We start from the raw sequence: 23,147 nt of genomic DNA, 5'->3' as shown, positions 1-23,147 counted from the left end.
CTCAGCGCGAGAGATCGGCCCGATCCGCCGCAGCCTGGCCCGAATCCCATCCCTCGGCGTCCAGGCGTGGGCCGCGCATCGGCTTCGCCGTCGGGAACAGTCGATCGAATTCGGCTTCGACGGCGACGGTCTGAGCGGCGAGTATCGGTAGTAGATCACCGGATTCGTGACTCGCCTCCTCGAGGGCGTTCGCATCGGCGTCGGTGAGGCGGTCTCCGATTCGGACGGCGTACGCGTACAGGAATGCCTTGCCGAACGCCGCCGATCCGGCCTTCTTGCGCTTCTTCGCCTGCGGTGAATGCCCGAGGGCGCGTGTGGCCTGAACGAGCAGAGAGGTGAACAGCAACTCGGTCTGTTCCACGTCCACCGGCGCTCCGACCAGGGTTGCGACGGCGAACTCCTGGTCCCAGATCGCTTTGACGCGGTTGGCGGTTCCGACGACGTGCAACAGCTGCGCCTTGGCCGGGGCATGCGGGCCGTCGACATGAACGCGTCGGCCGTGAATATCGATGTGGCCCTGCGAGAGCAACATGGTGTCGATGGAGTAGCGCGTCATCAACTCCTGGGCTTTGGCAGTCAGCGTCTCGGCCTCCTCCTCGAAGTCCGTGGCGTCGGCCTTGGCCAGTAGCCCGCGAATCTTGCTCAGCATCTTGGTGTTCGGGGAGTCGGAGCCGGCGAGACCGGTCACCGTAGGACGAGTGCGCGGCCAGTGGGACGGCTTCGGGCCGAGCTGAGGCCACCGGGGGAGTGTCTGCCATCGACCGAGCAGGGTGAGTACGTCGAGCCACTGATCACTGGCCGCGATGTAATCGGTCTTACCGGAAGAGGTCAGGTACGCGGTCAGGAAATCGGGCGTGGCCTCGACCCGGGCCGCAACCTTCGGGAACTGCTCGCAGATCGTGGACATCTGATCCACCCAGTCCTGTGGAACCCGCGAGTCCGCGTCGGCGAGATCGGCCTTATGCAGCAGTACCGCGGCAGCGAGATCGGCCACTGCCACCGTGTGCTGACGCCGCACGACGTGCACCAGATCCATGGGCTGCCAGCCGTTTTCGTACAACGTCTCGATCATGTTCGTCAGCGCGCGAGAGCCGAGTTCGGTCGCGTCCATCGAGACCAGTCGATCTGCGACGTCGTCGGCGACGCGTTGGCTCTTGGTCTTGCCGACCGAGGCGTCGGCGCCGCGTCGGAGCAGTCCAGGAATCTCGCTCATTCGGTGAGCACGATCAATTCGGTGCTCGATGCCACTTCGACTCGCAGTCCGGCCTTGGACGCCACGCGCGCAACGGCTTTCACGTCCTTCGGCTCGGCGGTGGTCAGAGTCAACGCGCGTGCCAGCAGGCCCTTGTGGTGCTTGTTGAAGTGGCTCACCACCGAACGGGTGCCGTCGGGCTTCTCGGTGAGCACCGTGGCGGTGATCGCACCGGGGACGGGACCGAGCTGCTGGTAGGTGCCGGATCGGAGGTCGACGACGATCCCCTCGTCCTCGGCGTCGATGGCGTCGGAGAGTTCGGGCTTCCAGTGTGAGCGCAGGGTGCCGAAATTCGGAACGGTCGATCCACCGGAGAGTCGGTAGTACGGAATCGGGTCGCAGGCACGGACGGCTCCGAACAGGGCCGAGCCGATCCACAGCCGCGCGTCCGCTCGGGCGCGACCGGCCCGAGTGAACGACGCCGCATCGAGGGCGTCGTAGAGCACGCCGGTGTACCGCTGCAGCGCAGGTGTGGTCGGTGAGGTCCACACTCGGGCGTTGCGTTCGATCTCGTCCTTCTGGGTGGGGCCGAGGCCGAGCGCCGCGATCGATGCATCGACGTCGCCGGCGAGTTCCACCAGCGCGTCGGCGAGCTTTCGGCGGAGCGGTGTCAACGTGGGCAACGACAGTCGGTCCAGATCGAGAGGTGCTCCGGAACCGCCGTCGGACTTCGTCTCGGAGGGAGGCAGCAGAATCAGCACGGGCACGAGGCTACTCACTGTACGGCCGCCTGCTCACAGGCACTGCGTGAGCGACTAGTCTGACAACCCGTGATCACCCGTCTTTCGCAGTTGTTCCTTCGTACCCTTCGCGACGACCCCGCCGACGCCGAGGTCGACAGCCACAAGCTGTTGGTCCGCGCCGGCTATGTCCGTCGTATCGCGCCTGGCGTCTACTCCTGGTTGCCGCTGGGTCTGCGGGTGCTGCGGCAGGTCGAGCGCGTCGTGCGCGAGGAGATGAACGCCATCGGTGCGCAGGAGATTTCTCTGCCCGCACTGCTGCCGCGCGAGCCGTACGAGACCACCAATCGGTGGACCGAATACGGCGACGCGTTGTTCCGGCTGCAGGACCGGAAGGGCAACGACATGCTGCTCGGTCCCACCCACGAGGAATTGTTCGCGTTGACGGTCAAGGCCGAATACAACTCGTACAAGGACCTGCCGGTCACGCTGTATCAGATTCAGACCAAGTACCGCGACGAGGAACGTCCCCGCGCCGGCATTCTGCGTGGCCGCGAATTCGTGATGAAGGACTCGTACTCCTTCGACATGGACGAGGACGGACTGAAGAAGTCCTACGCCGCCCACCGCGAGGCGTACCAGCGCATCTTCGCCCGCCTCGGTGTCAGCTACGTCATCGTCGCCGCGACGTCCGGTGCCATGGGAGGCAGTGCTTCCGAGGAATTCCTGGCCGAGAGCGACATCGGCGAGGACACCTACGTGCGCTGCATCGAATCGGGATACGCGGCCAACGTCGAGGCCGTCACCACTCCGGCACCGGCGCCGCTGCCCATCGAGGGGCAGCCGGCCGCCGTCGACCACGAGACCGGCGACACCCCGACCATCGCGACCCTGGTGGAGTGGGCCAACTCCGCGGATCTCGGACGCACCGTCACCGGCGCGGACACGCTCAAGAACATTCTGCTCAAGGTGCGCAACGCAGAAGGGGAGTGGGAACTGCTCGCCGTCGGCCTGCCCGGTGACCGAGAGGTCGACGAGAAGCGCCTCGAAGCGTCTCTCGAGCCTGCCGAGTTCGCCCTGTTGACCGACGCGGACTTCGCTGCCAATCCGTTCCTCGTCAAGGGGTACATCGGGCCTCGCGCGTTGCAGGCCAACGGTGTTCGCTACCTCGTCGACCCGAGGGTCGTCGACGGAACGTCGTGGATCACCGGCGCGGACGTCAAGGGCAAGCACGTGGTGAACCTCGTCGCCGGTCGCGATTTCGTTCCCGACGGCACCATCGAAGCAGCCGAGGTGCGCGACGGCGACATGTCTCCCGACGGCCGCGGCTCGCTCGTCAGTGCTCGCGGAATCGAGATCGGGCACATCTTTCAGCTCGGCTACAAGTACACCGATGCGTTCTCGGTCGACGTCCTCGGTGAGACCGGCAAGCCGGTTCGCCTGACTCAGGGTTCGTACGGTGTGGGCGTCTCCCGTCTGGTCGCCGTGATCGCCGAGCAGATGCACGACGACAAGGGTCTGCGATGGCCGTCGGAGGTTGCGCCAGCCGATGTCCATCTGGTGATCGCCAACAAGGACGACGCGGCTCGCGCCGGTGCGGAATCGATTGCGACACAACTCGATACGCAGGGAATCGAGGTGCTCTTCGATGATCGCAAGGCCTCTCCCGGAGTGAAGTTCAAGGACTCGGAACTGATCGGCGTCCCGCTGGTGGTCGTTCTCGGCCGTGGCTGGGCCGACGGCAAGGTCGAGATCCGCGATCGCTTCTCCGGTGAGAGTCGCGAGCTGGACATCGACTCGGCGGTCGAGGAGATTGTGAAGGCCGTGCGCCGCACTCCGTAGAGGAGTCTCGCGATCTCTCTGCGCGGTTGTTTACCCGCTGGTAGCTTCGGGTCAACGACTATGAGAGGTCATCACGTGTCTCACTATGCGCTGTTCGATCCCACAACCTTCGATCCGGCCGAGCTCGACGAGGATTCTCGCCGACAATTGCGTGCACTGATCGAGTGGTTCGAGAGTCGCGGCAAAGGCAGGCTGTTGGCGGACGATCTCGACAGCGTCTGGCCGGCCGACTTTCTGGAATTCGTCGCCGAGCAGAAGTTGTTCGCGACGTTCTCCACGCCCGCCGCCTATGCGGACGGGTCGCCGAACACGCGCTGGGACGCCGCTCGCAATGCCGCGCTGAGCGAGGTTCTCGGGTTCTACGGTCTGGCCTACTGGTACACCTGGCAGGTCACCGTGCTGGGTCTCGGTCCCATCTGGATGAGCGCCAACGACGACGCCAAACGCCGCGCCGCACGCGAGCTGGATCGCGGCGGGGTGATGGCGTTCGGTCTGTCCGAGCGCGCGCACGGAGCCGACGTCTACTCCACCGACATGCTGTTGACGCCCACGACCGAGGACTCCGAGCTCGAGTTCACCGCGTCGGGGGAGAAGTACTACATCGGAAACGGCAACGTGGCGAACATGGTCTCGGTGTTCGGCCGACGTACCGACGTCGAAGGACCCGATTCGTACGTGTTCTTCGTGGCCGACAGTGCGCACCCGGCCTATCGGCTCCGCGAGAGCGTCGTTCACGGTCAGATGTACGTCAGCACGTTCGCGCTCGAGAACTACCCCGTCCGGCGACAGGACATCCTGCACACCGGTGCCGACGCGTTCTCGGCAGCTCTCAACACGGTCAACGTCGGAAAGTTCAACCTGTGCACCGGATCCATCGGCATCTGTGAGCACGCCTTCCACGAGGCGATCACGCATGCGAACAACAGAATTCTGTACGGCAATCGGGTCACCGACTTTCCGCACGTGCGCAGTGCGTTCGTCGATGCCTATTCGCGCTTGATCGCGATGAAGCTCTTCAGCGCGCGGGCACTGGACTACTTCCGTGCCGCAGGGCCCGAGGACCGGCGCTACCTGCTGTTCAACCCGATGACGAAGGCGAAGGTGACCTCGGAGGGCGAAACGGTCGTGCGGCTGCTGCACGACGTCATCGCGGCCAAGGGCTACGAGAAGAACACCTACTTCCGCGAAGCCGCCCAGCTGATCGGAACACTGCCCAAGCTCGAGGGCACGGTGCACGTCAATGTGGCGCTGATGCTCAAATTCATGCCGGCCTACATGTTCTCGCCCACCGACTATCCGGACGTCGGTACCCGAACCGAGCCGGTCGACGACAGCTTCTTCTTCGCCCAGGGGCCGGCCCGCGGTGCGAGTTCGGTGCGGTTCCACGACTGGAAACCGTTGTACGAGAAGCACTCCGGAATCCCCAACGTGGGTCGCTTCTACGAGCAGGCACAGGCATTCACCTCGTTCCTCGCCGAGTGTGCGCCCGACGAGTCCCAGCAGAAGGACCTCGATTTCCTGCTGGTGGTGGGTCACCTGTTCTCGCTCGTGGTCTACGGTCACCTTCTGCTCGAGCAGGCCGACGAGATCTCGTCCGAGATGATGGACCAGATCTTCGACTTCCAGATCAGAGACTTCTCCGGCTATGCCGTCGCGCTGTACGGGAAGCCGTCATCGACTGGAGCGCAACAGCAGTGGGCGCTCGATTCGATTCGCAAGCCGGTGGTCGACGCGGGGCGTTTCGAGACGGTCTGGAACGAGGTCGTCTCGTACGACGGTCGGTACGAGATGCGTCCCTAGCGCCGACGCCTAGCCGGGATCGGCCGGGACCAGATTGGTTCCGAACGCGCACACCGTCATCTCGTGCAGTCCGGCGCTGTCGTTCGGATGCTCGAGCGCCTGCATCGACATGAGGACGTTGAGCAGCATCCCGTGCGCGATGAACTGCCGTGCCTGATCCTCGGAACAACCTGTGCCGGCATGTATCTGGCTGTAGATGGCGCCCATTCCCTCCCGGGCTGCCCGGCCGATCTCGGGTACCGAGCCTGCGCCGAATCCGTGCATCATGACCATCAACAGGTCGCGATCGGCCACCAGATCGGCATAGGCGGAACCGAGATTCGCCCAGGTGCTGTCGTCGTCGGGGTCGAGCGGGCCCGCCGCCAGCACGGCATCGAACGCGGCCATGATGCCGTCGACGGAGCGTTGGAACACCAGACGAAACAACTCGACCTTGGTGCCGAACATGCGGACCACATACGGCTGAGAGACGCCCGCTTCCTTCGCGACCGCATCGGTACTGGTGCCGGCGTAACCCCCGCGCGCGAACGCGCGCATCGCTGCGTCGAGCACGAGCTCTCGGCGGTCGGCCGCATCCATGCGGGTGGCTCTGGGCTTGGGCGCTGACGGGTCGGACATGTTGACAGGTTATCAGTTGATAACTTACGGTCTCGAATAAGTAATCATTTGATGCTTACAAGTCCGAGACGGGACGACCGCAATGACCGCCACAGACTCTCCACCTGCAGTGCAGCCCGCCACTCGGAACGTTCCCGTGTGGCTCGGCATCCTCGCAGCATCCCTGCCGATGTTCATGGCAACCCTCGACAATCTGGTGATGACCAGCGCACTACCGGTCATCCAGCAGGACCTGAACGCCTCTGTCGGACAACTGCAGTGGTTCCTCAACGCGTACACCCTCAGCTTCGCCACCTTCATGCTGACGGCGGCGACGCTCGGCGACAGGTGGGGCAGGCGCGCGGTATTCCTCGGCGGCATCGCGGTCTTCACTCTTGCCTCGGTGGCCAGCGCGCTCGCTGCGAGTCCAGCGATGCTCATCGCCGCGCGCGCCGTGCAGGGAATCGGTGCCGCCGCGATCATGCCGTTGTCCCTGGCGTTGCTCGCCGCGGTGGTACCGGTGGGCAAGCGCGCGATGGCAATCGGGATCTGGGGTGGAGTCTCCGGACTCGGCGTCGCGCTGGGACCGGTGGTCGGCGGAGCCGTCGTCGACGGGATTTCCTGGCAGGCGATCTTCTGGATCAACGTTCCGGTGGCCCTCGTCGCAGTTCCGCTGGCGTACGTCGCGCTGAAGGAAACAGCAGGGCGCATCCAACCGCTCGATCTGCCCGGCGTGGTTCTCGCAGGCGGCGGTGTTTTCCTCCTGGTGTGGGCGGTGGTCCACGGCAACGACGACGGGTGGGCGTCGGCCGCGGTGCTCGCCGGTTTCATCGGCTCGGCGGTGTTGCTCGTGGCGTTCGTTCTGCGCGCCTCGCGCACCCGACACTCGGTACTGCCGCTCGCACTCTTTCGTTCGCGTAGCTTCACCATCGCCAACATCATCGGAATCACGTTCTCGCTCGGCATGTTCGGGGCGGTGTTCCTCCTCGCGCAATACCTGCAGATCGTGATGAACTACACGCCGTTCCAGGCGGGCCTACGCACGCTGCCGTGGACCGCCGCACCGATGGTGGTCGCACCGATCGCAGGTCTGCTTGCCGAGCGCGTCGGACTGCGTGGGCTGTTGGTCGGCGGCCTGACGCTGCAGTCGGTCTCGCTCGTGTGGATGGCGCTGATTCTGGGACCCGACACCGAGTATTCGTCGATGGTCCCGGCCCTGCTGATGGCGGGAGTGGGCATGGGGCTGACGTTCGCTCCGTCCGCCACCGCAGTCCTGCGGGACATGAAGGACGACGATCATGCCACCGCCAGCAGTGCGAACTCCACTGTGCGGGAGGTGGGTATCGCACTCGGCATCGCGGTATTGACAGCGGTGTTCATCGGAGCCGGTGGATCACTGACGCCCACCGGTTACACCGACGCCTTGGCGCCCGCTCTGCTCGTCGGCGCTGGGGCAGTGGCGATCGGACTGGTGGCGGCGTTGTTCATGCCGGGGCGTTCCGTCGGATCGGCACAGGTGCTCACGGTTGGCCGGGAAATGCCGTCGACGACGGACTGACTCCCAGAATTTGCTGCCACGTCGCGAGGCGAATCGCCGCGTCGGTCAGCGCTTGAACACCCATGTCGCGGGTCGCTCCCGACCTGCTGCGTTCGATCAGCGCACGCCACGCGATGCTGGTGTCGATCTCGGCTTGCGCGGCCAACTGCGCGGCCGAGATCGCGTCGGTCACCGGGAACGGGGACGCATACGCCGGATCGGGCAGCGGCACAGTGACACTCGCCGCCCGGAGTGCATCGATGGTCGCGTCTCGACGCGCGCGGTGGGCGGCAGTGTTCGACGCAACCAGATCTGCGCGCGTGGGATTGGAGAATGCCGCGACGACGCCGTAGGCGAACACCGCCGCATACTCGGCGGCCAGTGCATCGACGAGGCCTTGCTGTTCCGGGCCGAGATCGCTCATGCCAGCACCACCAGGGCCGAGACCGTGCACGAGGCGCTGATGGAACCGAGAAGGCCTGCTCGGTAACCGCTTTCGTTGCGAGCCGCATCCGCCGCGCTGCGAGCGGAGGCCGTCAACATCTCTCGCACGGCGGCGAGATCGGGCGGCGGCGTCGTGGGAACGGGTGTCGTGGTGGCCGTGACCGACGACGTCTCGGTCGAGGCACCTGTGGCGCGGGCGATCTCGGTGTCGAGCGCATCGGCGTGCTCGGTCCGCTGCGCCGCAACGATCCCCAGGGCGGCGGCGTAGTCGGCGATCACCGTCGCCGCCGCGGTGGCATCCGCGGCGTCGGCGCGGGCAGCGCGCAACTGCGCAGTCAAGGTGTCGAGGGCAGGACCCGAGATCGTCTCCTGACCGCAGGCCGCAACGCTCGACACGGTTGCCGCGGACAGAGCAGCGACGCCGGCGAGTCGGAACAACCCGCGGCGACTGAGCGCGAAGGGGACGGTCGGCGTTGGCACTCCGATATCGTGCCAGACCGCGGCGCTCGCACGTGCCGTGCCCGTGTGTCGCGTCGGCCGATCGTGGTCACGAGCACTGCCTGCGGGGCGGTAGGCTGTTGGTTCACCAAACGCAGTCCTGCTGCCGTACGCCGGATCGCCCACAACTACACACGAGGAGTTCGCGACATGCCTGTTCCGTCCAAGGAAAGGGTTGTCGAACTGCTCGCCGACCTCGTTCGAGAACGGGGTTACGACCTCGAAGACGTGAACGTCGTCGCCGCAGGAAAGCACAGTGCAGTGCGGATCATGGTCGATCGCGAAGATGGAATCGACCTCGACGCCCTCCCGGAACTGAGCCGCGAGATCTCGGATGCCTTCGATGCCGTGACGGATTTCGGGGAAGCTCCGTACACGTTGGAAGTCACCACCCCCGGAATCGACCGCCCACTGACCGAGGCACGGCATTGGCGTCGGGCTCGCGGACGCAAAGTGCGTATCGAACTGGCCGACGGCAAGTTCGACGGTCGCGTCGGGGTACTCGACGGCGATTCGGTCACCGTGGTGATCAAGGACAAGGGTGTGCTGTCGACTCGCCCCGTTGCCTTGTCCGATGTTGTGAAAGCTGTTGTACAGGTGGAGTTCTCGCGGCCGAGTGCCGAAGAGATGGACCTGGCGGGTGGTGTGGTCGGCAGTAGGCCGTCACCCGCGAACACCGATGAGATCGTGGACGTGGAAGCACCGGAAGAAGGGTCGGACAAGTGAATATCGACATAGCCGCATTGCGTGCCATCGAGGCGGACAAGGGAATTCCGATCGAGATGGTGATCTCGACGATCCAGACCGCGTTGCTGACGGCCTACCGGCACACCGAGGGGCACCAGTCCAACGCGTGGATCGACGTCGATCGCAAGACCGGCTCCGTTCGGGTGATGGCCAAGGAACTCGACGCCGACGGCAATCTGATCTCCGAATGGGACGACACCCCGGAAGGCTTCGGACGCATCGCGGCAACCACGGCGCGTCAGGTCATCCTGCAGCGCCTGCGCGACGCCGAGCACGAGCGGTCGTTCGGTGAGTACTCCACGCACGAGGGTGAGATCGTCAACGGTGTCATCCAGCGCGACACGCGTGCCAATGCGAAGGGCACCGTGATCGTCCGTATCGGAAGTGACGCCAACGGAGCCGACGGCCTGCTGCCGCCCGCAGAGCAGGTGCCGGGCGAGAGCTACGAGCACGGCGAGCGCATCAAGTGCTACGTCGTCGGAGTCGCCCGGGGTAACCGGGGTCCGCAGATCACGCTCTCGCGCACGCACCCGAATCTGGTGCGCAAGCTGTTCGCCCTCGAGGTTCCCGAGATCGCCGACGGCTCGGTCGACATCGTGGCAGTGGCTCGCGAGTCGGGGCACCGCTCGAAGATCGCCGTCGCGTCCACCGTGTCCGGGCTCAACGCCAAGGGTGCCTGCATCGGACCGATGGGTCAGCGCGTGCGCAACGTGATGAGCGAACTGGCAGGCGAGAAGATCGACATCATCGACTTCGACGAGGACCCGGCCACGTTCGTCGGGAATGCACTGTCCCCGTCGAAAGTTGTTTCGGTGACCGTCGTCGACGCGGTTGCCCGTGCGGCCCGTGTCGTGGTTCCCGAGTACCAGCTCTCTCTGGCCATCGGCAAGGAAGGGCAGAACGCTCGACTGGCTGCTCGATTGACCGGTTGGCGCATCGACATCCGCAGCGATGCGGCGGCACCCGAGACGACCAGCGCGTAGGGCTGGAATGCGGAGTTCGGGGCAATACAGCGGTAGAGTGGTCGATGGTTCGGTAACGACCTCTCCGCCCAGGGGCATGAACGCGAGTATCCGGTAGTGACAAGCCGGCCGATTCGTACATGCATCGGGTGCAGGGAGCGAGTGCCGGCCGCCGATCTGTTGAGGATCGTGGTTCGAGAAGCTGGTTCGCACGAATTCGCTCTCGTCCCCGATGTCCGGCATTCGATGTCCGGCCGTGGTGCGTGGTTGCACTACAGCCGAGAGTGCCTGCACAATGCGGAACGACGCCGAGTCTTCGGTCGTGCGTTTCGGATATCGGGAAATGTGGAATCGTCCGCAGTGACAGCCGTGCTCGACGAGCACGAACAGCTGCAGGCCGAGTACACGACAAGAGCAACACCCGTCGACAAGAACAGGCAACAGCACTGATGAGCACACCGTGAAGCACCAACGATGAACGTCCATCGGAGATAACCCGAGGTCGTGCGGGCACCAAGCCTCGCTCGGCCTCTCAGTGAGGAGAGCAGTGGCAGGCAAGGCCCGCGTGCACGAGTTGGCAAAAGAACTCGGTGTCACCAGTAAGGAACTACTCGCACGGCTCAAAGAGCAAGGCGAGTTCGTCAAGTCCGCATCATCCACAGTCGAAGCCCCCGTGGCGCGTCGACTGCGTGAGTCGTTCCCGTCCGAGAACACGGACGCGTCGGCACCGGCCGCAGCTGCACCGAACGGTCGCGCAGCGGCCGATCGGGCAGCGAGCAGCACCGCGAAGCCGGGTGCCGCGAAACCGGGCGGACCCCGTCCCGGCCCCAAGCCGGCACCGCGTCCGGCAGAGCCGGAAGCACCCGCAGCGCAGGCTCCCGTGGAGGCAGCACCCGCTGCACCCGCGACTCCGGCTGCCGCGCCGGCTCCGGCCCCCGCAGCGCCTACCCCCGAGCCTGCAGCTCCGGCCGCTCCGGTCGAGCAGGCTCCCGCCGCGTCGGCTGCCACCAGCGACGCTGCACCGGCCCCGGCCGCTCCGAAGCCCGCAGGTCCCGGCCCCAAGCCCGGCCCCAAGGCTCCGCGTGTCGGTAACAACCCGTACTCCTCGGCTCCCGTGGAGCGCCCTGCTCCTCGGCCCGCTCCCGGTGCTCCGCGCCCCGGTGGCGGACGCCCCGCTCCCGGACAAGGTGGGCCTCGTCCCGCAACACCGTCCGGTGGCAGTCGTCCGGCTCCAGGGCAGGGTGGGCCCCGTCCCGCACCGGGCCAGGCCGGACCTCGTCCGAGCCCCGGCTCGATGCCTCCTCGCCCCAACCCCGGTGCCATGCCGACCCGTTCGGCACGTCCCGGCCCCGCAGCAGGTCGTCCCGGTCGTCCCGGTGGCGCTCCGGGCGGACGCCCGGGCGGCGGCGGTGGCGGTGGCTACCGCGGCGGCGGCGCTCCCGGCGCTCCCGGTGGTGCCCCCGCAGGCGGCGCTCCCGCAGGTGGTTTCCGCGGTCGTCCCGGTGGCGGTGGACGCCCCGGTCAGCGCGGCGCAGCAGCAGGTGCATTCGGTCGTCCCGGCGGAGCAGTTCGTCGTGGCCGCAAGTCGAAGCGGGCGAAGCGCGCCGAGTACGAGAGCATGCAGGCTCCCGCAGTCGGCGGCGTCAGGCTGCCCCGCGGCAACGGTGAGACCATTCGTCTCGCCCGCGGCGCATCGCTGTCGGACTTCGCGGACAAGATCGACGCGAACCCGGCTGCACTGGTGCAAGCCCTGTTCAACCTCGGTGAGATGGTCACCGCGACGCAGTCCGTCAACGACGAGACGCTGGAGCTTCTCGGCGGAGAGATGAACTACGTCGTTCAGGTCGTCAGTCCCGAGGACGAAGATCGTGAGCTGCTCGACTCGTTCGATCTCACCTACGGCGAGGATGCCGGCGGCGAGGACGATCTGGAGCAGCGTCCCCCGGTGGTCACCGTCATGGGCCACGTCGATCACGGTAAGACGCGACTGTTGGACTCGATTCGCAACACCACGGTGCGCGAAGGCGAGGCCGGCGGAATCACGCAGCACATCGGTGCGTACCAGGTGCTGACCGAGCTCGAAGGTAACGAACGTCTCGTGACGTTCATCGACACCCCCGGTCACGAGGCCTTCACGGCCATGCGTGCCCGTGGTGCCAAGGCCACCGACCTCGCGATCCTGGTGGTCGCAGCCGACGACGGCGTCATGCCGCAGACCGTGGAGGCCATCAACCACGCACAGGCAGCCGACGTGCCGATCGTGGTCGCGGTGAACAAGATCGACAAGGAGGGCGCGAACCCGGACAAGATCCGGCAGCAGCTCACCGAATACGGTCTGGTCGCCGAGGAATACGGCGGCGAGACGATGTTCGTCGACATCTCCGCCAAGCAGGGCACCAACATCGATGCCCTCCTCGAAGCGGTGCTGCTGACGGCCGACGCGTCGCTCGATCTGCGCGCCAACCCGGACATGGACGCTCAGGGTGTCGCCATCGAGGCACACCTCGACCGTGGTCGCGGCCCGGTCGCGACCGTGCTCATCGCTCGCGGAACGTTGCGTGTCGGTGACTCGATCGTCGCCGGTGACGCATACGGACGCGTTCGTCGCATGGTCGACGAGCACGGCGAGGACGTCACCGAGGCGATGCCGTCCCGTCCCGTGCAGGTCATCGGCTTCACGTCGGTGCCCGGTGCAGGCGACAACCTTCTGGTGGTCGACGAGGACCGAATCGCTCGACAGATCGCCGACCGTCGAAATGCGCGCAAGCGCAACGCTCTGGCAGCCAAGAGCCGCAAGCGCATCAGCCTCGACGATCTCGATGCAGCTCTGAAAGAGACTTCGCAGCTGAACTTGATCCTCAAGGGTGACAACTCGGGAACCGTGGAAGCGCTCGAAGAGGCGCTGCTCGGAATCGAGATCGACGACGAGGTCGAACTGCGCGTCATCGACCGCGGTGTCGGTGGCGTCACGGAGACCAACGTCAACCTGGCGTCGGCATCCAACGCGATCATCATCGGCTTCAACGTTCGAGCGGAGGGCAAAGCCACCGAGCTGGCCAACCGTGAAGGCGTCGACATCCGGTACTACTCGGTGATCTACCAGGCCATCGACGAGATCGAGAAGGCCCTCAAGGGCATGCTCAAGCCGGTGTACGAAGAGGTTGCCCTCGGGCAGGCCGAGATCCGCGCGCTGTTCCGTTCCTCCAAGGTCGGAAACATCGCCGGTTGCCTCGTCACCTCCGGTACGATCCGTCGCAACGCCAAGGCGCGACTCATCCGAGACAGCGCCGTTGTCGCGGAAACCGTCACGATCTCCTCGCTCCGTCGCGAGAAGGACGACGCGACGGAGGTCCGCGAGGGCTACGAATGTGGTTTGACGGTGACGTACTCCGACATCAAGGTGGGCGATGTCATCGAGGCGTACGAGCTCCGTGAAAAGCCGCGCGACTAGAACGGATGCGGAGCCTATCGGCTCCGCACCCGGTCGCGTCGGCTCGGTGGTGAAGCCAGGGGAGTGACACTGCGCTCCGACTTTCGAGCCGGTGGTGGTACGACAGATGTACCGCCACCGGCTTTGTCGTCGAAGCTGATCGAAGGACGTCAGCGTGTATCTGGGTGCTCTGGAGTTGGACGTGTTGTTGGGGGATGTGCGTTCGCTCGCCGAGAAACGGTCGATGGTGGAACCGGTGCTCGGTGATCTGCAACGGCTGGGAGTCTCGGCTGCCGAAACCGGTGAGCGAGAACGTATTCGGCGGTCCCTGCTGGGGGTTGCCGCGGCCGGTACCGACGTCGACCTACTGCACGACAAACTGGACGAGTGCGAACGGCATGTCGCCGAACGCCACGATCTGGAACTGTTGGCAGTACGCCGGAGAATCTTCGGACCCGAGGATTGATCCGGGAAGTCCGCCGAGCGCTGCTCGGCGGACGAGAAGTGCACAACCGCCGCCACGTCGGAACAGAATCGACGTTCGGCCATGAAAGAGGAGTGTGATTGTCGTGGTGGATCAGGCCAGGGCTCGAAAGTTGTCCAAGCGAATCGCCGCCATCGTTGCAACGGCGATCGATCACGAGATCAAGGATCCACGGCTGGCATTCGTGACCATCACCGATACCAAGGTGACTGCCGACCTGCACGACGCCACGGTGTACTACACCGTGATGGGTGAAGACCTCGATACACCGCCCGATCTGCAGGCCGCTGCGGCAGGCCTGGAGAAGGCCAAGGGCGTGCTGCGCTCGAAGGTCGGAGCCGGAACGGGTGTGCGGTACACGCCGACGTTGACGTTCGTGACCGACACGGTGCCCGACACCGCACGCCACATGGAAGACCTGCTCGAACGCGCCCGCGTCGCCGACGAAGAACTGGCCCGCGCCCGTGCGAACGCCAAGCCGGCCGGGGACCCGGACCCGTACAAAGCTCCACGCGAAGTCGCAGACACAGATGGTCATTCCGCAGGCTCCACTCCTGCACTGGATGGTCATTCCGCAGGCTCCACTCCTGCAGACGTCGAGCCTGCCGAAGCCGACTGACATGTCCGACGGTTCGGGGGCAGTGTCGGAGACCGACGAGGATCTGGCGCGGGCGATCGAGATGCTCGAACGTGCATCCTCGGTGACCGTGCTGTGTCACGTTCAACCCGATGCCGACACGATCGGTAGTGGGCTTGCGCTCGGTTCGGTGCTCGAACGTCGCGGCGCGACCGTCCAGGTGGCATTCGCAGCACCGGCGTCCCTGCCCGAGTCGATGGACGAATTACCTGGTAGACACCTTCTCGTCGACGCAGGCGAGGTCACCGAGTCCGTCGATCTGGTGGTCACGGTCGACGCCGGAAGCAGAGGCCGGCTGGGTTCGCTGGGCGACCGACTCGATACGGCGTCGGCCAGCCTCGTCATCGATCATCACCGCAGCAACACACGATTCGGAACGCTGAACGTGGTGCACGCGTCTGCTGAGTCCACCACCGCCGTCATCGCGCGGCTGTTCGATCGATGGGCCGTCGAGATCGATGCCGATCTGGCCCACCTGCTGTTCGCGGGTCTGGTCACCGACACCGGGTCGTTCCGCTGGGTTCGCCCGGGTTCTCATCTGCTGGCCGAGAGACTGTTGGCCACGGGGATCGACGGGGCTCACATCGCCCGCAAGCTGCTCGACACTCACCCGTTCGACTGGTTGCCGATGCTCGGGTCGGTGCTCGGTTCGGCATCGTTGCTTCCCGACGCAGCCGACGGACGAGGGCTGGTGTACGCCGTCATCAGGAGCGAGGATTCGGCCGGACTGCGGTCCGAGGAGATCGAGAGCGTGATCGACATCGTGCGCACCACCTCCGAGGCCGAGGTCGCCGCGGTACTCAAGCAACAGGATTTCGGGTCGGTCTGGGTGGTCTCTCTGCGCTCGAAGACCGAGGTCGACGTGTCGGCGGTGGCGTGCGCGCTCGGCGGTGGCGGGCACCGCAATGCAGCCGGCTACACCGCGACCGGCGACCTGCCCGACGTGATCGATGCGCTGCGTGAGGCCCTGTCGGCGTCGTGAGTTCCACCCCGGTCACGGCTCGAAAGATCCTCGGTCTCTCGTTGCCCTCTCTCGGCGTCCTCGCTGCCGAGCCCCTGTACCTGTTGTTCGACGCCGCCGTGGTCGGCCGGCTCGGCGCGCTCGCCCTCGCCGGCCTGGCCATCGGTGGGCTCGTGTTGGCCCAGGTCAGCACGCAGCTGACGTTCCTGTCCTACGGCACGACCGCGCGAGCGGCTCGCATGCACGGTGCAGGCCGCGAACGCGACGCCGTCGGTGAGGGTGTGCAGGCAACCTGGTTGGCCTTCGCGATCGGTATCGCCATCGTCGCGGTGATGCAGCTCGCCGCCGAGCCCGTGGTCTCGGTGCTGACCGGCGGCGGGGACATCGCTGCCGAGGCCGTCGCGTGGCTGCGCGTGGCTCTGCTGGGTGTGCCGTTCATCCTGGTGTCGCTGGCCGGAAACGGATGGATGCGTGGAGTTCAGAACACGGTGACGCCACTGCGTTTCGTCGTGTTCGGCTTCGGTGTATCAGCGGTGTTGTGCCCCCTCCTGGTCCACGGGTTGCTGGGATTCCCACGGCTCGGGCTGGTGGGATCGGCCGTGGCGAACGTGATCGGCCAGGGCGTCGCCGGTGCGCTGTTCGTCGGCGCAGTCGTGCGGGCGAGCACCGAATTGCGCCCGCATTGGTCGGTGATGCGCGCACAACTGGTGCTGGGCCGCGACCTGATCGTGCGCAGTCTGGCGTTCCAGGCCTGTTTTCTGTCCGCCGCTGCGGTCGCGTCGAGGTTCGGTGCCGCCTCGGTCGCCGCAAACCAGGTGGTTCTGCACATGTGGAACTTGGTGTCGTTGATGCTCGATTCACTGGCAATCGCCGCTCAGACCCTGGTCGGAGCCGCCCTGGGTGCGAGCAGGATCGACGATGCGCGCGCCCTGGCGTGGCGATTGACGGCATGGTCGACGGTGTTCGCGGTCGTTCTCGCCGGCGTGTTCGCCGTCGGGCGTTCGTTCGTGCCGGATCTGTTCACCACCGACGCATCGGTCATCGACGAGATGCATGCGATCTGGTGGATCTTCGTCGCGATCATCCCCATTGCCGGCGTGGTGTTCGCGTTGGACGGTGTGCTGCTCGGCAGCGGCGACGCTGCATTTCTGAGAAACGCGACCATGGCCTGCGCCGTCGTGGGCTTTCTGCCGTTCATCTGGTCGGCTCTGGTGTTCGACTGGGGACTGGTAGGGATCTGGACAGGGCTCGGCGTCTTCGTCGCACTGCGGATGCTTGCAGTCGCGGGCCGAGTACTGTCCGGAAAGTGGCTGGTGATCGGCAGCGATCGCCAACTCCGCCGATAGCCGTCAGGGTTGCGACGGCAACGCGGGGTGCAATGCCACCTCACGGCTCTTGACGACGAAGAAGACGGTGCCGCCGGGCTCGAGCCCGAGATCCGACACCGCGGCAGGGGTGATGTCTGCAGCCATGCCCGGAGACCCGTCGGGTTGCGGGCGAGACCGAACACGAATGCCGGAGCCCTGCACCTCCATCTCCTCGATCACCACCTCGAACACGTTTCTCGGGCTGGCGTGCGGGGCCGTCGGGTGTACCGAGACGGCGGCGGGGGAGAACACCGCCACCAGTGCGGTTCCGGTGGTGTACCGCCCGGAGCCGTGGACCGTCAGTCCCCAGTTCGTGGTCAGGGACGTCGAGTCGTCGGCGTCGACAGCCCGTCCCGAGAGCAGGTTCACCCCCGCGATGCGGGCACCGAATTCGCTGCGAGGTGCGGTCAGGACCTCGGTGACCGAGCCTCGCTCGACGACGCGTCCGCCGTCGACGACCGCCACGGAATCGGCGAGCGCGACGACGTCGAGCAGATCGTGGGTGACGATCAAGGCCGTGCGACCGCTCGCGCGCAGCACCGTGCGCAGTACTCGTCGAATGCTCGGTGCCGTGTCCACATCCAGCGCCGCGAGGGGTTCGTCGAGCAGCAGCAGGCGCGGGTCGGCCGCAAGAGCGCGCGCGATGGCGATTCGTTGAGCCTGACCGCCGGACAGCTGGCCGGGGCGGCGATCGGCCAGGTGGGAGGCTCCGACCGCGTCGAGCCAGGTATCGGCGACGGCACGCGCGGCGACGCGGTTGGCGCCGGCGCTACGCGGTGCGAAGGCCACGTTCGTGCGAGCGTCCATGTGAGGAAACAGCAGAGCTTCCTGAGAGAGGGTCGCGACGCCTCGGGCGTGAATCGGCACGACGGTGTTCGAGACGGTATCGGTCAGCACGTCCTCGCCGAGTCGGACGATTCCCTCGTCGGGTGCCACCACACCCGAGACGAGCTGCAGCAGTGTCGATTTGCCTGCCCCGTTCGGTCCGAGGATGGCGACCGTCTCACCCTCGGGGACGTCCAGTTCGAGATCGATGCCGCGAACGCCGAGTGTGGCCCGCAGGTGCAGTGAGTTCACAGCGTTCCCGACGACCGAGTGCCGCGTGCGGTCACGACGACGAGTGCCGCCACGAGAATCAGCACCAGCGACAGCGCCACCGCGGCATCGGGGTCGCTCTCGCGCTGCAGATAGATTTCCAGCGGCAGTGTCCTGGTCACGCCTCCGAGGGATCCGGCGAAGGTCAAGGTCGCTCCGAATTCTCCGAGCGCGCGCGCGAAGGCGAGGACGGTTCCCGATATCAGTCCGGGAAGTATCAGCGGAACGGTGACGCGCCGTAGGACGGTCGTGGGTGTGGCCCCCAGAGTCGCGGCCACCACGTCGTACCGGTCGCCGGCCGTGCGCAGTGCGCCCTCGACGCTGACGACCAGGAAAGGCAGCGACACGAACACCTGTGCCAGCACCACGGCCGAGGTGGTGAACGCTATTCGAATCCCGAAGGCGTCGAGGTGCTCGCCCAACAGGCCTTGTCGCCCGAAGGTGTAGAGCAGCGCGATGCCCCCGACCACCGGGGGCAGAACCAAGGGCAGTACGACGAGAGAGCGAAGGATCGAGAGCCCGCGAATCGAGCTGCGCGAGAGCACGATTGCCATCGGCACGCCCAGAACCACGCACACTGCGGTGCTGGCCGTCGCCGTCTTCAGGCTCAGGATCAACGCCGCGACAGCGGATTCGGAGGTGATGAGTCCGAGAAAATTGGACCAGTCGATTCGGGTGAACATCGCGGCCAGCGGTGCCACCACGAGGAGTGCACCGATGGCTGCCGGAACGAAAATCCACACCGGCACACCGACGGTCGACCGCCCGTCGTGTGCGACTCGTACGGTCACGGAGCTGCGAAGCCGGCTCGACCGAGTACGTCCTGCCCGACGGGTCCGGCGACGAACTCGGTGAATGCGCGAGCGGTGCCCTCGTTGTCGGACCCGCTCAGTGTCGCGATCGGGTAGGTGTTGACGGCCTCGCTCGACTCCTCGAAGGGCACCGCGGTCACGGCCTCTCCTGCCCCGGCAGCGTCGGTCACGTAGACCAGTCCGGCATCGGCCTGCCCCGAGGTCACCTTGCCCAACACATCGGTGACCGAGGATTCCTCGCTCACGGCCGGGATCTGCGTGCCGGTAGCGGCCTCGACCGAGGCCGTCGCCGCGCCGCACGGCACCTGGGGCGCGCAGATCACCGTGAGAACGTCGGGGTTCGCCAGATCGGCGAACGATGCGATGCCGTCCGGGTTTCCGGGGGCGGTCACGATGGTCAGCGTGTTGGACGCGAAGTCTACGGGGTCATCCGCAACCAGGCCCTCGTCCACCGTCTCGGTCATGTTCTTCGTATCTGCGGAGGCGAAGACGTCGGCAGGGGCGCCGGAGATCAGCTGCGCGGCCAGATCGGATGAGCCCGCGAAGCTGAACTCCACCGAGATGCCGGGGTGTTCGGCCTCGAATCGATCACCGAGCTCGGTGAACGTCGCGCGAAGCGATGCTGCGGCGAAGACCGTGATCTCGCCTCGGACCGCGCTGCCGTCCGAGGGTCCATCGGGCGCGGTCGAATCGGACTGCGAGCTGCACCCGACGAGCACGAGGGTGGCTGCAAGCACGAGCGCGAATACCGGGCGCAGTGTCTTCACGAACATCTCCTGTGTCCTACGGTGTCTCGACGATGACGGTCGTGGCCTTGACCACAGCGACGGTGACCTTGCCGGGCTCCAGCCCCAGTTCGCGAACCGAGCGGGTGCTCATCAGGGACACGATCGTGAACGGCCCGCACTGCATGCTCACCTCGCTCATCACCGCATCCGAGACGACCTCCGTGACCAACCCCACGAGTCGGTTGCGTGCAGAGCTTCCGCCCGACGCGATCTCCGGCGGAGGGACAGCATGTTCGCGCGCGTAGTCGGCCAGGTCCCGGCCGCCGATGACCTTGCGTCCGGTCTCGTCCTCGAGCGAGGGGAGCGCTCCGCTGTCGATCCATCTGCGGACGGTGTCGTCACTGACACCGAGTAGCGCCGCGGCGTCTCGGACGCGGATCGGGGGCACCGTCATCGTGATGCCACCACAGCAGACATCCGCAAACAAGTCATGAAAGGCACCATATACCCGAATCTGCGGGTGAACGGCCTCGATTTCGTTTTCTGCGCGTACTCCCGCCCCACCGTCGACCGAGTTGCCGCCTCACCCCGCCCGGATACGCCGCGGAATCTGCGGGGAGTATTGGGCGTTGGTACGTTCTCGGACGGTTCTGGCGATTCGACGCCGGCGGCCGAGCGCATCGGAAGGAATTTTCAGTGGCAGCGAAGCTGTGGGCAGTGAGCGACATTCACGTCGGACATCGGGGCAACCGGCCCGTGACCGAGGACATCTTTCCCGAATCGCCCGAGGACTGGCTGATCGTCGCCGGTGACGTGTCGGAGAAGACCGACGACATCAAGTGGGCGCTCGAACTGCTCCGTAGCCGTTTCGCGAAAGTCATCTGGGTTCCCGGAAACCACGAGCTGTGGACGACGGTGAAAGATCCCGTCCAGATCCACGGGGCGGCTCGATACGAGTACCTGGTCAACCTGTGCCGCGAGATCGACGTCGTCACCCCGGAGGACCCGTATCTGCGGTGGGAGGGTGAGGGTGGCCCGGCGACGATCGTGCCGATGTTCCTGCTCTACGACTACACGTTCCTGCCGCAGGGAGCGAGAGACAAGGAACACGGACTGGCGATCGCACGCGAGAAGAACGTCGTCGCCACCGACGAATTCCTGCTGTCCTCGCAGCCGTACGCGACGCGCGATGCCTGGTGCCATGCGCGGATCGACGCCACCCGGGAGCGTCTCGATGCGCTCGACACCTCCGTTCCTACCGTGTTGATCAACCATTTCCCGATGGTTCGGCAGCCGACCGAGGTGCTGTTCTACCCGGAGTTCGCGCTGTGGTGTGGTTCCACTCTGACGGCGGATTGGCACACGCGGTACAACGCGATCTGCTCGGTGTACGGGCACCTGCACATTCCGCGGACGACCTATTACGACGGCGTTCGCTTCGAGGAGGTGTCGGTGGGCTATCCGCGCGAATGGCAGCGGCGCGGCCTACCGAAGAACGTTCTGCGACAGATTCTTCCGGTCCCCGAGTATCCGCCGGGCGCGTTGAACAAGTGGGGCGGGCACTTCACGGTGACGCCCGAGATGGAGGCAGAGGTAGAGAAGATGAGGGCAGGAAAGTGATCGAATCGATACTTCCCAACGGCGTCGTCTCGGCCGAATTGTTCGCGGACCCACCGGGTTTGACGCCACATCCGCTCGAGGCCCCGCTGGTGGCCAAGGCGGTGGACAAGCGCAAGCGTGAGTTCACCTCGGCCCGACACTGTGCGCGGGTGGCGATGGAGAAGCTGGGTGTCGAGCCTGCGCCGATCATGCGCGGCAAGTCCGGTGCTCCGCAGTGGCCGAAGGGTGTGGTCGGATCGTTGACGCACTGCGACGGGTATCGCGGTGCGGTGTTGGCCTACTCGATGCAGGTGCGTTCGGTGGGAATCGACGCCGAGCCGCACGGACCCCTGCCCGATGGAGTGCTCGAGGCGGTGAGTCTCGAGGCCGAACGGGAGTGGCTCGCGACCGCGGGCCGCGAGGACGTGCACTGGGATCGAGTGTTGTTCTGCGCGAAGGAAGCGACGTACAAGGCCTGGGAGCCGTTGACCGGACGCTGGCTCGGCTTCGAGGACGCACACATCACCTTCGAGCGCACCGGATCCGGTGACGACATTTCGGGAACGTTCCGTTCCGAGTTGCTGGTGCCGGGAGACACGATGTCCGGGCCGCCGCTGCGGGCCTTCGACGGTCGATGGATGGTGGCGGGCGGTCTGGTGATGACCGCGATCTCGGTGATGTGACGACCTGCTCCGCGAGCCTGGCACAATGCTCTCTCGTGAGTGCTCGCGAAAAGATTTCGTCCGGTCTCGTCGGTGCCGGCCTGCTGGTGGTCGACAAGGGGCCGGGAGTGACGAGCCACGATGTGGTGGCGTCGTGCCGAAAACTGTTGCGCACCAGAAAAGTCGGCCATGCGGGGACCTTGGATCCCATGGCGACCGGCGTGCTCGTGCTGGGCGTGGAGCGTGCGACCAAGATGCTGGGACTGCTCTCGCTGACCACGAAGTCGTACACCGCCACCATCCGGCTCGGCCGGAGCACGACGACCGACGACGCCGAGGGCGACGTCCTGGCCGATGTTTCGGCCGCGTATGTCTCCGACACCGAGATCTCGACCGCGATTGCCGCCCTGACCGGTGACATCGAGCAGGTTCCTGCCAGTGTCAGCGCCATCAAGGTCGACGGGCAACGCGCCCACAAACTGTCTCGCGCAGGTGAGGAATTCACACTCGCCCCGCGCAAGGTCAGCGTCACCCGATTCGACGTGACGGCCAGGCGCGACGTGGCGGAGGGCGAATCGGCGTTCGTCGACCTCGATGTCGAGGTCGACTGCACGTCGGGGACGTACGTTCGGGCCTTGGCGCGCGACCTCGGCGCGGCGCTCGGCGTCGGCGGCCACCTGACCGTGCTGCGCCGCACCCGCGTCGGACCCTTCACCCTCGACCACGCACGGACACTCGAAGAACTGGCAGAGGACCCGGCCGTGAGCCTGGACATCGATCAGGCGGCCCGAACGGCGTTCCCGCACCGGCAGATCGACACGAGTGAGGCGGAATCGTTGAGCCAGGGACGGTGGCTGGATCCGATAGGAATCGACGGGGTGTACGCGGCGGTCGATCCCACCGGGCACACCATCGCTCTGCTCCAGGAGAAGGGCAAGCGCGCCAGTTCGGTCATGGTCGTGCGGCCTGCGACCTTGCGCGGGCACTGAAACATTCGGCACGGATGCGGCACC

Annotated in this window: 23 protein-coding genes; 14 read left to right on the top strand and 9 right to left on the bottom strand. The window is 66.0% G+C overall.

Translation table 11 applies throughout. The features are described 5' to 3' along the window. Position 1: 1 nt before the first annotated feature. Together QM615_RS02725 and yaaA are read right to left on the bottom strand one after the other, a co-directional pair. Positions 2-1,213: a DUF2786 domain-containing protein gene (locus QM615_RS02725; RefSeq protein ID WP_283346986.1), complete on the bottom strand. Its 1,212-nt coding sequence runs from the start codon at positions 1,211-1,213 to the stop codon at positions 2-4. Next, entirely contained in the window at positions 1,210-1,953 is a 744-nt protein-coding gene (gene yaaA, locus QM615_RS02720; protein WP_068050222.1) for a peroxide stress protein YaaA, read from the bottom strand. The genes QM615_RS02725 and yaaA overlap by 4 nt, the downstream gene beginning before the upstream one ends. 69 nt (positions 1,954-2,022) lie before the next feature. Here yaaA and QM615_RS02715 point away from each other — a divergent pair, with 69 nt between their 5' ends. After that, the gene (locus QM615_RS02715; RefSeq protein ID WP_283346985.1) at positions 2,023-3,774 is read left to right on the top strand and encodes a proline--tRNA ligase; all 1,752 of its coding nucleotides are present in this window, start codon (positions 2,023-2,025) and stop codon (positions 3,772-3,774) included. A gap of 75 nt (positions 3,775-3,849) precedes the next feature. Next, positions 3,850-5,574 carry an acyl-CoA dehydrogenase family protein gene (locus tag QM615_RS02710; RefSeq protein ID WP_283346984.1) on the top strand — a complete coding sequence of 575 codons (1,725 nt, stop codon included), beginning with the start codon at positions 3,850-3,852 and terminating at the stop codon, positions 5,572-5,574. A gap of 9 nt (positions 5,575-5,583) precedes the next feature. Here QM615_RS02710 and QM615_RS02705 read toward each other — a convergent pair whose 3' ends face one another. Next, positions 5,584-6,192, bottom strand: a complete 609-nt coding sequence (locus QM615_RS02705; RefSeq protein WP_283346983.1) for a TetR/AcrR family transcriptional regulator — start codon at positions 6,190-6,192, stop codon at positions 5,584-5,586. An 82-nt stretch (positions 6,193-6,274) separates the two neighbouring features. Here QM615_RS02705 and QM615_RS02700 point away from each other — a divergent pair, with 82 nt between their 5' ends. Beyond that, a complete protein-coding gene (locus QM615_RS02700) occupies positions 6,275-7,729 on the top strand; it encodes a DHA2 family efflux MFS transporter permease subunit (RefSeq protein ID WP_283346982.1) in 1,455 nt (484 codons plus the stop codon). On the opposite strand, the gene QM615_RS02695 is transcribed toward QM615_RS02700, so the two are convergent. Next, a complete protein-coding gene (locus tag QM615_RS02695) occupies positions 7,692-8,132 on the bottom strand; it encodes a ferritin-like domain-containing protein (RefSeq protein WP_283346981.1) in 441 nt (146 codons plus the stop codon). The two genes, QM615_RS02700 and QM615_RS02695, sit on opposite strands and share 38 nt — an antisense overlap. Beyond that, positions 8,129-8,632 (bottom strand): hypothetical protein, encoded by a 504-nt coding sequence (locus QM615_RS02690; protein ID WP_149405968.1) that lies wholly within the window; start codon positions 8,630-8,632, stop codon positions 8,129-8,131. The genes QM615_RS02695 and QM615_RS02690 overlap by 4 nt, the downstream gene beginning before the upstream one ends. 168 nt (positions 8,633-8,800) lie before the next feature. On the opposite strand from QM615_RS02690, the gene rimP reads away from it, so the two are divergent. From rimP to QM615_RS02650, 8 genes are all read left to right on the top strand, one after another. After that, entirely contained in the window at positions 8,801-9,376 is a 576-nt protein-coding gene (gene rimP, locus QM615_RS02685; protein WP_283346980.1) for a ribosome maturation factor RimP, read from the top strand. Further along, positions 9,373-10,380 (top strand): transcription termination factor NusA, encoded by a 1,008-nt coding sequence (nusA, locus tag QM615_RS02680; RefSeq protein WP_068050201.1) that lies wholly within the window; start codon positions 9,373-9,375, stop codon positions 10,378-10,380. Before rimP ends, nusA begins: the two co-directional genes overlap by 4 nt. Positions 10,381-10,476: 96 nt before the next feature. Beyond that, positions 10,477-10,809, top strand: a complete 333-nt coding sequence (locus QM615_RS02675) for a YlxR family protein (protein WP_188078631.1) — start codon at positions 10,477-10,479, stop codon at positions 10,807-10,809. A 97-nt stretch (positions 10,810-10,906) separates the two neighbouring features. After that, positions 10,907-13,810 (top strand): translation initiation factor IF-2, encoded by a 2,904-nt coding sequence (gene infB / locus QM615_RS02670; protein ID WP_283346979.1) that lies wholly within the window; start codon positions 10,907-10,909, stop codon positions 13,808-13,810. 154 nt (positions 13,811-13,964) lie between these two features. Continuing rightward, positions 13,965-14,255 carry a DUF503 domain-containing protein gene (locus QM615_RS02665; protein WP_068050194.1) on the top strand — a complete coding sequence of 97 codons (291 nt, stop codon included), beginning with the start codon at positions 13,965-13,967 and terminating at the stop codon, positions 14,253-14,255. A 103-nt stretch (positions 14,256-14,358) separates the two neighbouring features. Then, entirely contained in the window at positions 14,359-14,892 is a 534-nt protein-coding gene (gene rbfA, locus QM615_RS02660) for a 30S ribosome-binding factor RbfA (RefSeq protein WP_269593735.1), read from the top strand. A 1-nt stretch (position 14,893) separates the two neighbouring features. After that, positions 14,894-15,892: a DHH family phosphoesterase gene (locus QM615_RS02655; protein ID WP_283346978.1), complete on the top strand. Its 999-nt coding sequence runs from the start codon at positions 14,894-14,896 to the stop codon at positions 15,890-15,892. Continuing rightward, on the top strand, positions 15,889-17,217 hold the full coding sequence (locus QM615_RS02650) for an MATE family efflux transporter (RefSeq protein WP_094642139.1): 1,329 nt from the start codon (positions 15,889-15,891) through the stop codon (positions 17,215-17,217). Before QM615_RS02655 ends, QM615_RS02650 begins: the two co-directional genes overlap by 4 nt. 3 nt (positions 17,218-17,220) lie before the next feature. On the opposite strand, the gene QM615_RS02645 is transcribed toward QM615_RS02650, so the two are convergent. From QM615_RS02645 to QM615_RS02630, 4 genes are read right to left on the bottom strand one after another with little or no spacing between them, the layout of a single operon-like run. Next, positions 17,221-18,315, bottom strand: coding sequence for a sulfate/molybdate ABC transporter ATP-binding protein (locus QM615_RS02645; protein ID WP_149405964.1), 1,095 nt, complete (start codon positions 18,313-18,315; stop codon positions 17,221-17,223). Next, positions 18,312-19,124 carry an ABC transporter permease gene (locus tag QM615_RS02640; protein ID WP_149405963.1) on the bottom strand — a complete coding sequence of 271 codons (813 nt, stop codon included), beginning with the start codon at positions 19,122-19,124 and terminating at the stop codon, positions 18,312-18,314. Before QM615_RS02640 ends, QM615_RS02645 begins: the two co-directional genes overlap by 4 nt. After that, complete coding sequence (gene modA / locus QM615_RS02635) at positions 19,121-19,903, bottom strand: molybdate ABC transporter substrate-binding protein (protein ID WP_502941868.1); 783 nt, start codon at positions 19,901-19,903, stop codon at positions 19,121-19,123. The genes QM615_RS02640 and modA overlap by 4 nt, the downstream gene beginning before the upstream one ends. 25 nt (positions 19,904-19,928) lie before the next feature. Then, positions 19,929-20,327 (bottom strand): TOBE domain-containing protein, encoded by a 399-nt coding sequence (locus tag QM615_RS02630; RefSeq protein ID WP_283346977.1) that lies wholly within the window; start codon positions 20,325-20,327, stop codon positions 19,929-19,931. 242 nt (positions 20,328-20,569) lie between these two features. Between QM615_RS02630 and QM615_RS02625 the strand changes: the two genes are divergently transcribed. From QM615_RS02625 to truB, 3 genes are read left to right on the top strand one after another with little or no spacing between them, the layout of a single operon-like run. Next, positions 20,570-21,493, top strand: coding sequence for a metallophosphoesterase family protein (locus QM615_RS02625; RefSeq protein ID WP_149405960.1), 924 nt, complete (start codon positions 20,570-20,572; stop codon positions 21,491-21,493). Further along, entirely contained in the window at positions 21,490-22,155 is a 666-nt protein-coding gene (locus QM615_RS02620) for a 4'-phosphopantetheinyl transferase family protein (RefSeq protein ID WP_149405959.1), read from the top strand. The genes QM615_RS02625 and QM615_RS02620 overlap by 4 nt, the downstream gene beginning before the upstream one ends. A 35-nt stretch (positions 22,156-22,190) precedes the next feature. Next, positions 22,191-23,123 (top strand): tRNA pseudouridine(55) synthase TruB, encoded by a 933-nt coding sequence (truB, locus tag QM615_RS02615; protein ID WP_149405958.1) that lies wholly within the window; start codon positions 22,191-22,193, stop codon positions 23,121-23,123. Positions 23,124-23,147 lie beyond the last annotated feature (24 nt).

The organism is Rhodococcus sp. IEGM 1341 (genome assembly GCF_030056895.1).
Taxonomy (GTDB): domain Bacteria; phylum Actinomycetota; class Actinomycetes; order Mycobacteriales; family Mycobacteriaceae; genus Rhodococcoides.
This window is presented reverse-complemented; position numbering and strand designations above follow the sequence as displayed.

Coding starts and splice junctions, on each gene's coding strand:
- QM615_RS02725 (WP_283346986.1), bottom strand. CDS start 1,213: ATGAGCGAGATTCCTGGACTGCTCCGACGCGGCGCCGACGCCTCGGTC.
- QM615_RS02705 (WP_283346983.1), bottom strand. CDS start 6,192: ATGTCCGACCCGTCAGCGCCCAAGCCCAGAGCCACCCGCATGGATGCG.
- QM615_RS02700 (WP_283346982.1), top strand. CDS start 6,275: ATGACCGCCACAGACTCTCCACCTGCAGTGCAGCCCGCCACTCGGAAC.
- QM615_RS02695 (WP_283346981.1), bottom strand. CDS start 8,132: ATGAGCGATCTCGGCCCGGAACAGCAAGGCCTCGTCGATGCACTGGCC.
- rimP (WP_283346980.1), top strand. CDS start 8,801: ATGCCTGTTCCGTCCAAGGAAAGGGTTGTCGAACTGCTCGCCGACCTC.
- QM615_RS02655 (WP_283346978.1), top strand. CDS start 14,894: ATGTCCGACGGTTCGGGGGCAGTGTCGGAGACCGACGAGGATCTGGCG.
- QM615_RS02630 (WP_283346977.1), bottom strand. CDS start 20,327: ATGACGGTGCCCCCGATCCGCGTCCGAGACGCCGCGGCGCTACTCGGT.